Source organism: Bacillus sp. S71 (assembly GCF_016625265.1).
In the GTDB taxonomy this organism is placed as follows: Bacteria; Bacillota; Bacilli; order Bacillales; family Bacillaceae_G; genus Bacillus_A; species Bacillus_A cereus.
Genome location: NZ_JACVUW010000003.1, coordinates 249,426 through 265,322 on the forward strand (window position 1 = coordinate 249,426; position 15,897 = coordinate 265,322).

Genomic DNA, 15,897 nt, shown 5'->3' on the forward strand with positions numbered 1-15,897 from the left:
CGAATAAATTTATTATAAAGGAGTAGATAAAGTGGACATATTAAAAAACCGGAATTTCCTCTTATTATTTTTAGGAAGAATTTTCACCAACATAGGAGATAGTTTGTATTATGTAGCCGCGATGTGGCTCGTATACAAATTAAGTGGTAATCCTTTTTATTCTGGATTGGCTGGTTCCCTTACGTTATTACCTTCTGCACTACAATTTCTTACTGGTCCATTCGTTGATAGATGGTCCATTAAAAACACCCTCGTCATCACACAAGTTTTGCAATGCATTCTTATTTTAATCATTCCTATTACACACTACTTCGACCTATTGACAGTCCAACTACTACTCATCATCATGCCCATCGTAGCCTTTATCGAACAATTCGCCTATCCCGCACAGTCAAAAGCTTTACCACTTCTACTGCATAAAACACAATTATTAAAAGGAAATTCACTTTTCTCATTTGCATACCAAGGCATTGATTTAATTTGCACGACTCTTTCCGGAATATTAGTAGTACTATTTGGCGCAATTACTTTATATGTGATCGACTCTTTTACATTTGCGATTACTGCCCTTTTGTTCGTTTCATTGAAAATGCCAAAACAAACCGAAGCAAACACAGTACTTTCAACTAAGCAATATTTCACTGATTTAAAAGAAGGGTTTTCAATCGTCTTTCGTTCCTTAATGGGCGTCTTCTTAATCGGTTCCGTTGTCGCTAATTTTTCAATCGGTATGACGATGGCCATACTCCCTTCTTTCGCTGATTCTTTAGGTGGTGTGAGATTATATGGGTTCTTTTTAGCCGCTATATCAGCCGGTTGTTTAATTGGAGCACTATTCAGTTCATGGGTTGGTAAACATAATGTTGGCCGTGTCTCCATTATTAGCTTTGCGACTGGCGCTTTCTTTTGGTTTCTCTCAACGGTTGTACCGTTTCAATGGCTATCCATTTTTTTATTCGGCTTAGCTTGGATACCAATTGGTGCGACCAACATATTATTTGCGACTATTGGTCAAATTGTAATTCCAAACCAATATCTTGGGCGTATCAATTCAGTCACACGAAGCATGGGCACAATTGCTATGCCACTCGGCTCTTTAATTGGCGGATACACTGCGAATGTATATAGTAGCCAACTCATTTTCGCACTTGCTAGCATCGGGATTTTATTTATTTCCCTCGTATGGCTGCTTCATCCAAAATTACGGGCTTTGCTGAAAGCTGATGAAATTACGGCGGATACTTTTGAGCTTCAGTTTAAGGAGAAGTGCGGGAAAGGTGCGGCTTTATAACAAACTAAACATAACCCCGTTCTAAATTTGGAACGGGGTTAAAAATATAACAATAAAGTCGTTTGAATATCTAAAATTTATTCAACAATAGCACCAACTAAAAGGTTCTGTTAACGCTTTGATGGCCATGCCCCCTGCATTTTCCTTAATTGAATAATTTGGCCTGTATGATAAGCATCATGAAGCATGATGTCCAGTAATTTACCTTCAAGTGAATTTTGTTCAAGCTCTCTTTCAGAAATTGCACTTAATACCTGTCTTAAATTACGCTGAGCATTTTCAGAGCGTTCAACGACTTCCTTCCATTCCGTATCATTATTAGATTGCTTAGTAAGATAAAAGGTGTCATTACCGTCAAGATTATGTGTCCATTCACGTCCTTCCAAGTTTGCAGCAAGTCTTTCTTTGTAATAAGTGAGATGATTAACATTCTCCCAAATGGTATTCGTTGTCTCTCCAGCTGGTTTCCACATAGCCTGTTCAGCTGTAAGTCCTTCTATAGCATGTTTAAACGGTGCATACCAACTCTCTTTGTCGAATGTTGAATCTAGTACGTTTAATAACAAGTCAATTCGTTTCAAAGTAATTTCCTCCCTACACAGTTCAAGTTTTAATACACTCCCTCTAACTCTGTAGAGATTCTACATTTTTAAATAAACTTCCTCCTAATCCCACTCCATAAACTCATCCGATTATGCAATTAAAATGACTCATATTTTTTCATTTTACACGTATACTAGCGACAAAAAAAGAAGAGGCTGTTCCCAAACAGCCTCTTCTATCTATTTAGGAAGCTCCACCCGAACAGTCGTCCCTTCCCCTTTCGTGCTATATACCGAAACGGTCCCTTTATGCAGTTCAACAATCTTCTGCACGATTGATAATCCTAAACCGCTACCTTCTACGTTTCTTGCCCTTGCTGTATCTACTTTGTAAAAACGGTCAAAAATACGATCCATTTCTTCTTTTTCCATACCGATTCCGTTGTCTGATATAGAAATTATAACGCTAGACTCTAACTCTTCCACGAAAAACTCAATCGTTCCACCATCGTTTGAAAACTTAATGCTATTCGTGAAAATGTTACTCCATACTTGATGAAGTAAGTTTTCATCACCTTGAATTGTAATGTCCGGCACATCAAATTCAACGGCGATATCTTTTTCCCGCCATTTCCATTCAAGCATAAAAATGACGTCTTTAATTTGTTTTTGTAAGGAAAAGTCTTTTATTTGTAAAACCTTTTCCTCCTTATCTAATGAAGCGAGCGTAAGTAACTGTTTACATAAACTAGACATTCGCTTACTTTCGCCTTCAATAATTTGTAAGTAATGATTTCTTTCTTCCTCACTCATCTTTTCTGTTTGCAACGTCTTTGAAAAACCTTGTATAGAAGAAAGCGGCGACTGAAATTCATGTGAAACGTTCGAAACGAATTCTTGTCTCATTTCATCTAGTTCTTTTATACTTTTCGTCATCTTTTGGAAGCTTGTAGATAACGTTCCTATTTCATCTTTTCGTTTTACATCTAATTCAATTTCATATTCCCCACTCGCAATTTTTTGCGTAGCCTTCGTAAATTTACGGATTGGGCGAACGATATAACCTGCTGCAATCGCTATAAAGATAATGCTTAATAGTACGATAAACCCAAGTAATACCGCTAAGAAAATTCGCATCTCACCAAATTGGTTCTGAATGTCAGGACGAATAAATAAAGCGTACTGTTTATCACCGTGCTTTACCGGTACACCAACACTATTTATTAATTCATTATCGAAAAACCCTGTAATAAAGAGACGAGTTGGATAGGTGGAAACACCATTAAACGTTTCTCCTTGCAATACTTTATGAACAGTAGCATCGCTAATAGACGTCTTACGAAACGCATTGCCAATACGCTTTCCATTCTTTTGATCATCGACAATATAAATTTCATACCCTAACTTTGCGATAGAATGTAAGTACGCCTCTTGATTTTCTTCACTTTGCTTTTCATATAACGATTTAACTTCTTCAGCATACTTTAAAATCTTTTCACTGTTATACGGTTTTAACTTCACTTGATAATATACGTTCGTTAATAAAAAGCCGATAATACTACTAAGTAGCATAATGCCGACCGTCATAAATACAAATCTAGAATATAGTGATTTCATCTTATTTCAACTCCAACTTATACCCGAGGCCGCGCACTGTCGTAATTTGAAAATCATCCGTTCGTTTTGAGAAACGATCTCGTAGTCGCTTCACATGAACATCAACTGTTCGTTCATCTCCTTCAAAATCCATTCCCCATACTAATTCAATTAATTCTTCTCTTGAAAATGTTCTTCCAGGATAACTAGCAAGTTGTGATAATAGCTCAAATTCCTTTAAAGGAAGCAAAATTGTTTGACCGTTACACTTTACTTCCACACCTTTTCGATCAATTGTCGTTCCGTGCAACGTAATAATATCTGCACTCAGCATTTGATAACGACGTAATAAAGCTTTCATACGGAAAATCACTTCAGCTGGTTCAAATGGTTTCACAATATAATCGTCTGTACCAGAAATGAAGCCTTTTTCTTTATCCACTAACTGGTCTTTCGCAGTTAATAAAATAACAGGAATATCATGATACTTCCGTATTTCTTCACATAACGTATAGCCATCAACAAATGGCATCATAATGTCTACAATCGCAAGATGAATATTTTCCTTCTCTAATACGTCTTGCGCTACCTTTCCATCTTCCGCCTCAAAAACTTGAAATCCCTCTTTTTGTAAATGATAATGCAACAACTCTCTAATATGTTTATCGTCATCAGCTAATAAAATATGTATCATCTTCATTAAACCCTCTCTCGTTCATCCTTCTACATCACTACATTAAGAAACAATTAGATTTTTTGCAAGAAAAAGAAAAAGAATCTATTTTGAAAAAAGATTATTCAAAATAGATTCTCACGTTTTAGTATTAAGATTATTTTAATCAAAAACAATTTTTAAGCCTTCGAAATATCAACAAATCCTTCTCCGAACACATCACGAACATCGTGTATAGCGATGAACGCCGCCGGATCCGTAGTTTGAACAATCCGCTTTAGCTTCACTACTTCTTGCTTATTAATAACAACATAAAGAATTTCCTTCGGAGTTTTCGTGTAATAGCCATGACCTGAGTACACAGTAACCCCTCTGCCCATTAAGGTAGTTACCTTCCCGGCAATTTCATTGGGATTATCAGAAATAATCGTAATGGCTTTCTTCGGATTTAAACCTTCAATTACAAACTCCATCACTTTCGTTGCTACATATAACATAATAATTGTTATCATCAGTTTTTCTGCACCAATGATGAAATACGATGAAAACGCAACGATTAAATCGAAGAACAGTAGACCGTAGCTAATGCTCCATCCTAAATATTTATGTGTCATCCTTGCTAAGATGGTAGTACCTGCAGTTGTTCCGCCAACACGAATGATTAGACCAATCCCGCATCCAATAAATATTCCTCCGAAAATGGCATTTACGAGCATTTCATCCGAAGCGATCGTCCAACCTTCTGTCAAATGAAGAAATAGTGAGTTTGTAACTACAGCAATGATTGTATAAATTGTTGTAATCTTATTTAAAAATTTATAACCGGCTATTAACAAAATCGCATTTAAAATTAAGTTAACTAAACCCGGTGACCATTCAAATAAATAGTACGTAATAATCGTGATACCTGTTACTCCACCCTCACCAAACTCGTTCGGGATAACAAATAAATTGACACCTAACGCAAAAAGAAATGCACCGATAATAATAAAAATAATGTCTGTCGTTCTTTTTTTCATACAGTACCTCACTTCTTATGTAAATATTTATTCTGTCATAAACTCTCACCATTATATCGTGGAATATTCAAATCGAACAGTGGTTTATTTTTATTTTAATATAGGATGATAAGTCAACTTTATCCTATATCCACTTGTAATTAAGAAAGTAAAATAACTGTATTTATTATGTACTACAACTAAAGTTTTGATTTCACATGCAATTCAGCCTAAAAAATGAATATAAACACTCTCACTCGCACAAACTTCAAATACAAAGCAAATAAGCGAAGCTATAGAATAGACTTCGCATCAAGCGTGTGATCATAGAAATTCATATGGGATTTTATATTCATACGTTTCAGAAATAAATTCACTTATCTTTCTCCATATATTCTTTAATCTTTCGTTCTTCCCACTCTTTCCCAAATATCCCAACTGGAAAAGTTGTCAAACCGTGTATAACGATACCTAACCCCAGCCTGCAAGTGGATATAAAAACCATAATTTACTTGAATCAGAACTTATATTTATAATAAAAAGCATTAAGTTCACTAGTATATAAACCGTTAAATGAATGTAAAAAGCTTTTAAATTCTCTACCCTTTTTTTAGCTCGTAAATAAACCTCATCTTGTTCCACCCTTAAACACCTCTTTCAATCTTGTATTTTTTCACCTTCGCTCTAGTGTTAACATCATATTCTTATTGGAAATCCGTTATTCTCAAAAAACACAAAACAAAAAGTACCCATCAAATTGTTATACACATAATAATTTGATGGGTACTGCATGATACATTTAGTTTTTACATGTATTGTTTGGAGAAAATTGCAAATAACGACTTATACTCGCCTTATTAAGACCAAATCCATACATCATCATTATTTTCAGCGTTCGTCTTTGCTTCATGAACTTTTTCAATATGATCAACTGTGTTCCAATTAATAGAAATACCCCCCCAGCCCACATACTTCATATCAATTTTCACTTTCTCACCCACATTAAATACTTGTCCCTTTGTTAAGAAAACATCAATAATATCTTTCTTCCCATTTAGCGATGGATACTCAACTACAACATATTTAGTAGCACCGTCTCCCTCATCTTCCATCGTTCCTACTTTTGATACTTCTCCAATTACATAATTAGGTGAGCCATCTTCTTTCATGTGCATACCTAACTTGTTTGTTGTATTTTCAACTGCAGTTGCAACCATATATTCTGTAAAATTACGCATCATAGATCCAGTAGCTTTTACTTCATCTCCTACTTTCACGTTTGAAAGTGAATCAATATACACACTAACAGGTTCCTCATATTGCTTAGATTTTACAACAATCACACCGTTATCTACTTCTACTACTCGTCCTTCTAACGTTGAGAAATTCGATTCAATAGAAGCTGCACTCGCTTTTGTTAGTTCTAATCCTGGTACATTTGTTCCTGATAATGCTGCGATCCCTAAAGCACCTGCTAAAATTATTTTTTTCATACCCATATGTAACATCTCCATTCATGATGATTTTATTTTTTTGATTGGTATCGACCAACCTGTAATCATTATAGTTACAGGTTATAAAAAATAGCAACCCCCTTTCTTATGCAATGTTGCATACTGTAATTTTTAAATATACAGCAAGTGGGCTTTAATTTAATTCAAAGCTAAAATAACCTTATGACCACGGTATAAAGAAATTAAGAACCACTTTCGGTCCTAAGGTTAACGAATAGCTTTATAAAAACTCAATCAAAATTTATTCAACTAGTTGAATAATGAACCATGTCGAATTTTTTTTCATAAAATTCAAATTTCAAGGAGGTTTTACAAAATATTACACAGAATTATTCGTATATCGTAATATATTTGGAATTTTTTACGATTCGTTTCATTTTATCTACCACGTTTAGACAAAATGAAATAAAACAATAAAAAGGAGAGAGATAGATTGAAAAGAAAAATTAGTACAGCTGTTGTAGGGTTATCAGTGTTTAGCCTTGGTCTTTTTGGTGTAAATATTGGGGATGGAGGCGTTGTAAAAGCTGAGCACGGTGAAACTTTTGCTCCGAAATTAGAAAATCATGGTGACTACGGTGGCGCTCCTGCTTATGATCATGGAAGACCCCCTATTTCATCATATAATAAAGGGGATACTTGGACTCCGAAACAAGAGACACATGCTGATTTAAGCTCGAAATTAGATTCACATGGAGATTCATGGGCTCCTGCTTATAATAAAGGCGATGGTGGGGGTTCCCCTGCCTACACGAATACTCATGGAGAAGGAATGGCTCCTAAACAAGAGAGTCACGCTGACTTCTTTGCTCCTACGTTAGAAGCGCATGGTAATACTGGCGCTCCTGCTTTAAATGTTGGTGATACGCCGACTCCTAAACTTGAGAGCCATGCTGATACTCCTGCTCCGAAGCTTGAAGGACATGGCGATACTCCTGCTCCTAAACTTGAGGGGCATGGCGATACTCCTGCTCCGAAGCTTGAAGGACATGGTGATTTTCCTGCTCCAAAATTAGATGCTCATGGCGATACTCCTGCTCCTAAACTTGAAGGACATGGCGATACTCCTGCTCCGAAGCTTGAAGGGCACGAACATTTCCCTGCTCCTAAACAAGAAGCTCACGGTGAGACTATTTAACACAAAAATCCTAGCTATTGTAGCTAGGATTTTTACCTTCTTACCCTATTCACACCTCATGCATACTTTCTCAACTTTTATTTTAGCATTGTACATGTGGCATCATTTTATTAAGATTCTATAGTCAATTGTGTCCTTTTCTTCATAAAAACACATGGACTGACAGGTTTTACCGACTTATATAATTCTGAATATTTTTTATCAAAAATAAATTCCATATAATTACTTTTAATTGTGTTACCATTATAGTTACAATTATATAAAAAAATATACAAGGGGGCTAATATGAACATTTCATTGAAGGGACATACATATACAACAAAACATTTAGAAGCTTGGTACCATGCAATCTTAACGCAAAACGTTAAGGAAGCACAAATTCAGTTTCAAGAAGCTAAAAAAGAACATGAAGAAATACTTTTGAAAGAAACAGAAACGATTCCACTTTATCAGTTATATTACGCATTACTGCAGTTCCGACATACAGCTCTGACAGATGGACTATCAATCTCGAAAGATAGTTTTCAAATCATAGAAGACCAAGAAAAACCAGAAGATAAACACCTATCTTATCTATATCATTATTATAAAGCGATTTATTTTGCAGCAATTAATCATTATCAAGAAGCAGAAGAATATTTCTTAAAAGCACATGCACTTTTATCTGGACACAGTCAAATTGAACAAGCTGATTTCTATTACCGATACGCTGCTTATCATTGTCACCAACAACAACCAAGTTTTGCCATTGTAAATGCTTCTAAAGCATTAGAAATTTTCGAATCGCAACACGGATGTGAAAGAAATATTTCATCCTGTTTAAGTGTACTTGGTGCTTCTTATGTAGACGTAGGACACTTTGAACAAGCTGAAGAAAGCTATAACAAAGCGTTAGATATTCTCCAAAAATTAAATGAAGAATCATTACAACTGTATGTACGCGGTAATCTAGGTCATCTATATGCTAGCCAGAATCTTTCTGAAGAGGCAATTCGTCACTTGACACAAGTTGTTGAAAAGATCCCCTCTCACTACAAAGCTATATTCTTACTTGCTCAAGAACATGAAAAATTAGGACTTATAGACAAAGCAAACCACTACATTAAAATAGGGAAACAACTTATTGCTGAACTTGGTAATGAAGAGCACAAACATCACTTTGCTATATTAGAAGCTTTCACAAATCAAACTGAATTAGACAAAATTGAACCGATTGTTTTAGAAGGAATTGAATACTTCAATAAAGAATCTTTATATATCTATGTTTCTGAGTATCTTGAAAAACTAGCTCTTGCGTTTTATAACAAACAACAACATGAGAAAGCAAGTTTATACTTCTTTAATAGTACAGTAGCAAAAAAATCAAATGAAAGAGGGTTAAAGAAATGAAAAAAACAATTGGTAAAATCGCTGTAGGTATTGCATTTACGGGTATTGCTGCATTTGGTTTAAACGCAGGTTTCACAAATCAAGCTGGACATACTCACTTCCCGTCTCCACCAGCTCCTTCTTTTTCTGAGGGCCACACTGGCGGCGCTCCTGCATTAAACATCGGTGACACTGGTGGAGCTCCTAAACAAGAAGGGTATGCACATTTCCCTGCTCCGAAAGTTGAATCTCATGGCAATACTGGCGGTGCTCCTACTAATTCTTAACATAGTACAGGTATTTAAGTTACCAATATTGAGATTTATTTAGTTTTCAATTTCCATATTTATTCGGAAACCATTCAATATAGCACCTATTATGTATACGCATGATTTCTGTAATGATACGCTGTACCCCAGAGAAATCTTCAATACATATGTGGTTTTCAAGTCTAAAAAATACACCTATTAATTAGGTGTATTTTTTCACCTCTCTATCTACTACTCAAAGAATAATCCCCTAAAAATCCCAACAAAAAAACGAAGAAATTATCTATACTTCGGACACTTAAAGTACCACGAACGTTGCGATTTTTAGTGACACTCCGTATCCAACTTCCCTTACCTCTCCCATGCCTAAAGGCGCTAGCTTTCTTGTTCAGGAAAAGCTGTAACCTCTCCATTCATGATGATTTTATTTTTCGGATTGAATACGATCAACTTATAATCATTACAGTTACAGATTGCAGAAAATAGCAACTTTCTTTCTCATACAATGTTGCATACTGTAATTTTCAAATACAATTCAACACTAAGATTGAATTCTTAAATCCCAGCAGGTAAACGAATTGACGATGAAGAAACTAATGTCATGCATCATATTTTTTCAATGATACAGTTTGTATAATCGTAGTCTATTACATTATGTAGGAGCGGGGTTAACATGTTAATAAAACCAAAGAGGTTACAAGCAGGAGATATCGTAGCAACAGTAAGTCCTTCATGGGGCGGTGCAGGTGATTCTGAAATAAGATGGCGATATGAACAAGGAGTAAAAAGATTAGAAGAAGTTTTTAGTCTTACGGTTATCCCAATGCCAAATAGCTTAAAAGGTAGCGAATACCTTTATAACAATCCAGAGGATCGTGCGGAAGATATAATGACAGCATTTAAAGATACACGCGTGAAAGCAATTATCGCGAATATTGGCGGTGAAGATAGCATCCGGTTACTTCCCTATATAGATTTTAATGTGATACGCGAAAACCCGAAAATTTTTATGGGGTACTCTGACGTTACTATTTCACATTTATTTTGTCATAAAGCAGGCCTTTCCTCTTTATACGGTCCAGCAATTTTGACCGATTTTGCCGAAAATGTAGAGATGGATCCATACACAATTGAAATGGTAAATCGTACCCTCTTTTCAAATGAAACGATTGGCGAGATTCAACCAGCTCATGAATGGACAAGTGAGCATTTAGAATGGATTGAAATAAATAAGGATACAAGACGTACGATGCAGCAAAACAATGGATATGAGCTACTTCAAGGCTCTACCACTGTACAGGGGCGCTTAATTGGTGGTTGTATTGAAGTATTGGAATTTGCAAAAGGAACGGAACTTTGGCCTGAGAAAAAACATTGGGAGAATAGTATTCTCTTCTTTGAAACTTCTGAAGATCATCCAGAACCAAGTTATATAAAATATTGGTTACGAAATTATGCAGCACAAGGTATTCTGCAAAAAGCAAAAGGAATCATTTTTGGTAAACCGAAAGATGAACAATACTATGAAGAATATAAACAGGAAATATTACAGGTTATGAAGGAACATAACTTAGAAGATTTGCCGATTCTTTATAATTTAAATTTTGGCCATACTGAACCGAAGTTTATTTTACCTTACGGTGCAATGGCAGAAATTAATTGTGAAAATGGATCTTTCTCTATTTTGGAAAGTGGCGTGGAATGAATAAAAACACTCCTATGAGATATGTCTGTGAATTGGTACTTTTTAAAAGTATATAATTGGAGGGAGATTACGTGTATGGAAGTAACATTTACAGTAAGTAAGTGGGATGAAAAACCAATCGATGATAATAAAAAAGATTTCCCTATTAATATTGCTCATGTCGAATATGATATTGATGGGGAATTAAAAGGAAAGGCTTTTGTTGAATACTTATTATATTATTTAGACTCAAATATAAATGATGGTCACTTAGCTACTGCTAAAATTTCTGGATTTTTACACTTTGAAGGGATTTATAAGGGGCAACAAGGGACATTTACAGCTCTAGAGCAAGGAATATTTGATAAAGGAAATTTAGATTCCCCAGGAACAATTATTAAAGCTACCGGTAACTTAGAAAACCTGAGAGGATCCTATAATTATCAGTTTACAGGTCAAACTAGTAAACTAATTTTAGAGTTTGAATTTCAGCAAAATACCTTATAATTTAGTGGAAAGGACATTTCTTGTAATACTAGGAATGTCCTTTTTGTTGACGAGTTTATTCAAGTTAAAAATGAACAGAGTATATTATCAGTATTCAGCAATGCATAAAATTTTCTTCATGGGGGAATTAAAAATCTACGCCCTAGAGACATCATGCCCCCACCTATTCATTTCTTTTCTTACTAATTAAAGAATAATCCCCGAAAAACTCCCCTTCATAACTTCCTTTTCAAGTTGATTCCTACATATAAACGTCGCAATAATTTTTGTACGATTTTTTTCATCAGGCTCAAATTGTTCAATAGTTACGTCACAACGAATCGTATCGCCGCTAAAAACAGGACGTAAAAATTCAAAATCCATTTTGCGAGCTAGTACGTTATAATCACCGCCAATTTTTGTAGGCAATGTTGATGTTAACAGCCCTTGTACAACAAATCTTCCCTGCTCATCTGGTGTAACATGATGAACGCCTTCATCTTTTGATACTTCTGTAAATAACGCAACATCCTCTTTCGTAAAAGTTCGTTCAAAGGTGATTTTTTCGCCTACTTGCAATTTCATCCATACCCCTCCTCAAAAACACTTGTAAAATAAGAAAAACCGAAACTAAAAATCATTTCGGTTTTTCTAACTAAAGAAGTCTATTTATTTTAAAGAATGAACAAACAACCCGCTGCGAAGTTTCGGTTCAAACCACGTTGATTTTGGCGGCATGACTTCACCGGCATCTGCGATTGCTAATAAAGCTTCCATTGATGTCGGATATAGTGAAAACGCCACTTTATATTCACCGCTATTTACAAGACGTTCTAGTTCTTTTAATCCACGGATTCCTCCGACAAAGTCGATGCGTGAATCAGATCGCGGATCATGTATTTCAAGCACTTGGCTTAATAAATGGTCTTGCAGAATAGATACATCTAAACCTCTAACAAGATCATTCGCATCAAACGTTTCCTCTTTCACTGTGAGCTTATACCACTTCTCATTTACATACATACCAAATGTTTTTGGCTCATTTGGTTTATACAGAGAAACAGGTGCTCCTTCTACATAAAAGTACTGCGTAATTTGATTTAAAAACTGTTCCTCTGATAAGCCATTTAAATCTTTCACAACTCGGTTATAGTCCCAAATCGATAATTCATCATGAGGGAATAGAACCGATAAGAAGAAATTAAATTCCTCTTCTCCTGTGTAATTTGGATATTGTTCTCTTCGCATAAGTCCTACTTTTGCAGCTGATGCAGAACGGTGATGCCCATCTGCAATATAAAGATTAGGAATATCTTCAAATGCGTTTACTAAAGTCGTAATTACATCTTCATCTGCAATCTTCCACGCAACATGCTTAACACCGTCTTCTGCTGTAAATGTATAAATTGGCGTATGTTCTTCTTTCCAGCTCCTAATTAAATGCTTTACTTCATCTTTTGTACGGTACGTTAAAAAAATCGGACCTGTATTTGCGTCACACACATCTACGTGGCGAATACGATCTAGCTCTTTTTCATGACGTGTTCTTTCATGTTTTTTAATTGTATCATCTTCATACTCATCAATAGATGTACAAACGACAAGGCCTGACTGCGTTCTTCCTTGCATCGTCAGTTCATAAATATATAGCGCTGGCTCTTCATCTTGTATGAACACTTCTTCTCGTATAAATTGCTTTAAATTGTCGCCCGCTTTTTCATACACGCGATCATCATACGGTGACAGTTCAGGATCTAAATCAATTTCTGCTTTATCAACATGCAAGAAAGAATATGGATTCCCTTTTACAACTTCCCTTGCCTCTTCACTATTTAATACGTCATACGGTAAAGCTGCCACTTGTGCTGCTTTTTCCTCTACTGGACGAATGGCCCGAAACGGTCGTATTTTTGCCACATTCCTCTCTCCTTTACACAATCATTCGAACGGCTACAACACCTGTAATTTTGCTTATATTTTCTACAATATTCTCTTTTATTATATCATCAATTCCGTTATCGATATCAATCATTGTGTATGCCCAAGAATGTTTACTACGATTAATCATATCAGCAATATTTATATGATGTTCTGCTAAACATCCTGTAATTTGTCCTACCATGTTTGGAACGTTTTGATGCATAATTGTAATACGTTTCTTTCCGATATACGGAAGCTCGACGTTTGGATAGTTTACTGAATTACGAATATTTCCTGTCTCTAAATATTCACGTAATTGACGTGCTGCCATTACTGCACAATTTTCTTCTGATTCAGACGTAGATGCACCAAGGTGAGGCGTCGCTGTTACATTTTTCATCTTTATTACATTTTCATTCGGGAAGTCCGTTACGTAATGTGTAATAATATCTTCTTCTAATGCTTTTTGAAGAACCTTTTCATCTACAAGTTCTCCTCTAGAGAAATTAAATAGACGCATCCCTCTTTTCATCTTCTCTACAGCGTGTTCCCCAATAATCCCCTTCGTTTGATTCGTAAGAGGAATATGCAGTGTAATATAATCACACGTTGCAAAAATTTCATCAAGGCTAAATGCTCTTTGCACATGTGTAGAAAGACGCCAAGCTGTTTCAACTGAAATATAAGGATCATATCCGATAACATCCATCCCTAATGCTAACGCATCGTTCGCAACTAAAGCACCAATTGCGCCAAGTCCGATAACACCTAGACGTTTCCCTGCAATTTCTGATCCAACAAATTGTTTTTTTCCTGATTCAACAAGCTGTGGTACTTCTTCACCCTCTAAGTTTTTCGTCCAACTTACACCATTAATAATGTTACGTGAAGACATAATAAGACTGGCAATAATGAGTTCCTTTACAGCGTTTGCATTTGCCCCCGGCGTGTTAAATACTACAATTCCTTTTTCTGTACATCGCTCGACAGGAATATTATTTACACCAGCGCCAGCTCTTGCAATCGCCTTTAAGTCTTTTGAAAACTCTTCTTGATGTAAAGAGTAGCTACGAAGTAAAATCCCATCTGGGTGATTGATTTTATCCCCTACTTCATAACGTTCTTCAGTAAAAACTTGTAAACCTTTTTCTGCAATTTGATTTAACGTTTGAACACGAAACATATCCCCATCTCCCTATCTATTCTCAAGCTCAAATTCCTTCATATAATCTACTAATTGTTTTACACCTTCCACTGGCATCGCATTGTAAATACTTGCACGCATACCGCCGACTGAGCGATGCCCTTTTAGCGTAACGAAACCGCGTTCCTTCGCCTTTTGTAAAAACTCATTATTAAGTTCTTCTGACGGTGTTGTAAACGGAATGTTCATAAGTGATCGATACGTAGGATCAACTGGTGAAGTAAACAATTTTGATTCATCTAAGAAATTATAAAGAAGTGAAGATTTCATTTTATTTTGTTCTTCAATCGCAGATACTCCGCCTTGCTCTTTCAACCACTCTAGTACAAGTTTTGTTACGTAAATACTAAAGGATGGCGGTGTATTATATAAGGAGTTATTTTTACTGTAAGTTTCATAATTTAACATTGTCGGACAAGAGCGATCTGCTCCCCCAATTAAATCTCTTTTTATAATAGCAATCGTTAAGCCCGCAGGTCCTAAATTCTTTTGCGCCCCCGCATATATAAGACCAAACTTCGAAACATCATATCGCTCTGATAAAATATTTGAGGACATATCCGCAACGAGCGGCACTCTTTCTACATGTGGAATGTCCACATATTTTGTCCCCTCAATTGTATTATTCGTTGTAATATGTACATAATCTAGTTTTTCATCATTTAATAAACCGTCCAGTTTAGGAATCGTAGTAAAATTCTCCTTTTCAGAAGAAGCAATCACTTGTACTTCCCCAACTTTTTCGGCTTCTTGTAGTGCCTTTTTAGACCATGAGCCAGTTAATACGTATCCAGCTTTTTTATACGTATTCATTAAGTTCAGTGGTATCATAGAGAATTGTAATGACGCACCGCCTTGTAAAAATAAAACTTCATACTCATCAGGGATGCTCATTAATTCACGAAGTAAGTTACTTGCTTCCTCTATAATACTTTGAAAATAAGAAGATCGATGACTCATTTCCATAATAGACATGCCTGTCCCGTTATAATTTAAAAGCTCCTTTTGCACTTTCTCTAAAACTGGCAAAGGGAGTATTGATGGTCCTGCTGAAAAATTATAGACTCTCTCCATTACCCTCATAACCTCCCTATTTCTCATTTGATTATTTTTTAAACTTTCTGAATTATAACCTAAAATATAATATACGGTCAATTTGTTTTCTATTATTACGGCGCAAGACGCGATGGAATCGCTTGCAAGTGCAGACTTTT

15 protein-coding genes and 1 pseudogene are annotated in these 15,897 nt (G+C 35.7%); 6 read left to right on the top strand and 10 right to left on the bottom strand.

Annotation, left to right across the window (positions count from 1 at the left end; translation table 11 throughout):
• Positions 1 to 31 precede the first annotated feature (31 nt).
• The gene (locus IBT51_RS08180) at positions 32 to 1,291 is read left to right on the top strand and encodes an MFS transporter (RefSeq protein ID WP_200458159.1); all 1,260 of its coding nucleotides are present in this window, start codon (positions 32 to 34) and stop codon (positions 1,289 to 1,291) included.
• Positions 1,292 to 1,401: 110 nt separating this feature from the next.
• Here IBT51_RS08180 and IBT51_RS08185 read toward each other — a convergent pair whose 3' ends face one another.
• From IBT51_RS08185 to IBT51_RS08210, 6 genes and pseudogenes are all read right to left on the bottom strand, one after another.
• Positions 1,402 to 1,872, bottom strand: coding sequence for a DinB family protein (locus IBT51_RS08185; protein WP_000821001.1), 471 nt, complete (start codon positions 1,870 to 1,872; stop codon positions 1,402 to 1,404).
• A 201-nt stretch (positions 1,873 to 2,073) separates the two neighbouring features.
• On the bottom strand, positions 2,074 to 3,450 hold the full coding sequence (locus tag IBT51_RS08190) for a sensor histidine kinase (RefSeq protein ID WP_016124863.1): 1,377 nt from the start codon (positions 3,448 to 3,450) through the stop codon (positions 2,074 to 2,076).
• 1 nt (position 3,451) lies between these two features.
• A complete protein-coding gene (locus IBT51_RS08195; RefSeq protein ID WP_000781973.1) occupies positions 3,452 to 4,129 on the bottom strand; it encodes a response regulator transcription factor in 678 nt (225 codons plus the stop codon).
• Positions 4,130 to 4,281: 152 nt separating this feature from the next.
• The gene (locus IBT51_RS08200; protein ID WP_000747488.1) at positions 4,282 to 5,121 is read right to left on the bottom strand and encodes a YitT family protein; all 840 of its coding nucleotides are present in this window, start codon (positions 5,119 to 5,121) and stop codon (positions 4,282 to 4,284) included.
• 352 nt (positions 5,122 to 5,473) lie between these two features.
• A pseudogene (locus tag IBT51_RS08205) lies at positions 5,474 to 5,742 on the bottom strand (2TM domain-containing protein).
• A gap of 215 nt (positions 5,743 to 5,957) precedes the next feature.
• Complete coding sequence (locus tag IBT51_RS08210; RefSeq protein ID WP_000525484.1) at positions 5,958 to 6,599, bottom strand: F0F1 ATP synthase subunit alpha; 642 nt, start codon at positions 6,597 to 6,599, stop codon at positions 5,958 to 5,960.
• Between the two features lie 448 nt (positions 6,600 to 7,047).
• On the opposite strand from IBT51_RS08210, the gene IBT51_RS08215 reads away from it, so the two are divergent.
• The 5 genes from IBT51_RS08215 (at position 7,048) to IBT51_RS08235 (ending at position 11,580) form a co-directional block, all read left to right on the top strand.
• Entirely contained in the window at positions 7,048 to 7,752 is a 705-nt protein-coding gene (locus tag IBT51_RS08215) for a hypothetical protein (protein WP_088024511.1), read from the top strand.
• 285 nt (positions 7,753 to 8,037) lie between these two features.
• Positions 8,038 to 9,141 (top strand): tetratricopeptide repeat protein, encoded by a 1,104-nt coding sequence (locus tag IBT51_RS08220; RefSeq protein ID WP_001027120.1) that lies wholly within the window; start codon positions 8,038 to 8,040, stop codon positions 9,139 to 9,141.
• Positions 9,138 to 9,407, top strand: a complete 270-nt coding sequence (locus IBT51_RS08225; protein ID WP_088024506.1) for a hypothetical protein — start codon at positions 9,138 to 9,140, stop codon at positions 9,405 to 9,407. The genes IBT51_RS08220 and IBT51_RS08225 overlap by 4 nt, the downstream gene beginning before the upstream one ends.
• A 655-nt stretch (positions 9,408 to 10,062) precedes the next feature.
• A complete protein-coding gene (locus IBT51_RS08230) occupies positions 10,063 to 11,094 on the top strand; it encodes a S66 family peptidase (RefSeq protein ID WP_200458158.1) in 1,032 nt (343 codons plus the stop codon).
• A gap of 75 nt (positions 11,095 to 11,169) precedes the next feature.
• Positions 11,170 to 11,580: a DUF3224 domain-containing protein gene (locus IBT51_RS08235; RefSeq protein WP_000454093.1), complete on the top strand. Its 411-nt coding sequence runs from the start codon at positions 11,170 to 11,172 to the stop codon at positions 11,578 to 11,580.
• A 186-nt stretch (positions 11,581 to 11,766) separates the two neighbouring features.
• Here IBT51_RS08235 and IBT51_RS08240 read toward each other — a convergent pair whose 3' ends face one another.
• The 4 genes from IBT51_RS08240 to serC all read right to left on the bottom strand — a co-directional run bounded on the left by IBT51_RS08240 (position 11,767) and on the right by serC (position 15,757).
• Entirely contained in the window at positions 11,767 to 12,144 is a 378-nt protein-coding gene (locus tag IBT51_RS08240) for a MaoC family dehydratase (RefSeq protein ID WP_000776360.1), read from the bottom strand.
• An 84-nt stretch (positions 12,145 to 12,228) separates the two neighbouring features.
• Positions 12,229 to 13,476, bottom strand: a complete 1,248-nt coding sequence (locus IBT51_RS08245) for a DUF1015 family protein (protein ID WP_200458157.1) — start codon at positions 13,474 to 13,476, stop codon at positions 12,229 to 12,231.
• A 13-nt stretch (positions 13,477 to 13,489) separates the two neighbouring features.
• On the bottom strand, positions 13,490 to 14,662 hold the full coding sequence (locus tag IBT51_RS08250) for a 3-phosphoglycerate dehydrogenase family protein (protein WP_000490222.1): 1,173 nt from the start codon (positions 14,660 to 14,662) through the stop codon (positions 13,490 to 13,492).
• Positions 14,663 to 14,674: 12 nt separating this feature from the next.
• Positions 14,675 to 15,757, bottom strand: coding sequence for a 3-phosphoserine/phosphohydroxythreonine transaminase (gene serC, locus IBT51_RS08255; RefSeq protein ID WP_078400999.1), 1,083 nt, complete (start codon positions 15,755 to 15,757; stop codon positions 14,675 to 14,677).
• Positions 15,758 to 15,897 lie beyond the last annotated feature (140 nt).

What these genes read in the sequence shown, in the direction of transcription:
- IBT51_RS08190 (WP_016124863.1), bottom strand. Translation starts at nt 3,450, where the DNA reads ATGAAATCACTATATTCTAGATTTGTATTTATGACGGTCGGCATTATG.
- IBT51_RS08195 (WP_000781973.1), bottom strand. Translation starts at nt 4,129, where the DNA reads ATGAAGATGATACATATTTTATTAGCTGATGACGATAAACATATTAGA.
- IBT51_RS08200 (WP_000747488.1), bottom strand. Translation starts at nt 5,121, where the DNA reads ATGAAAAAAAGAACGACAGACATTATTTTTATTATTATCGGTGCATTT.
- IBT51_RS08210 (WP_000525484.1), bottom strand. Translation starts at nt 6,599, where the DNA reads ATGGGTATGAAAAAAATAATTTTAGCAGGTGCTTTAGGGATCGCAGCA.
- IBT51_RS08220 (WP_001027120.1), top strand. Translation starts at nt 8,038, where the DNA reads ATGAACATTTCATTGAAGGGACATACATATACAACAAAACATTTAGAA.
- IBT51_RS08225 (WP_088024506.1), top strand. Translation starts at nt 9,138, where the DNA reads ATGAAAAAAACAATTGGTAAAATCGCTGTAGGTATTGCATTTACGGGT.
- IBT51_RS08230 (WP_200458158.1), top strand. Translation starts at nt 10,063, where the DNA reads ATGTTAATAAAACCAAAGAGGTTACAAGCAGGAGATATCGTAGCAACA.
- IBT51_RS08235 (WP_000454093.1), top strand. Translation starts at nt 11,170, where the DNA reads ATGGAAGTAACATTTACAGTAAGTAAGTGGGATGAAAAACCAATCGAT.
- IBT51_RS08240 (WP_000776360.1), bottom strand. Translation starts at nt 12,144, where the DNA reads ATGAAATTGCAAGTAGGCGAAAAAATCACCTTTGAACGAACTTTTACG.
- IBT51_RS08250 (WP_000490222.1), bottom strand. Translation starts at nt 14,662, where the DNA reads ATGTTTCGTGTTCAAACGTTAAATCAAATTGCAGAAAAAGGTTTACAA.
- serC (WP_078400999.1), bottom strand. Translation starts at nt 15,757, where the DNA reads ATGGAGAGAGTCTATAATTTTTCAGCAGGACCATCAATACTCCCTTTG.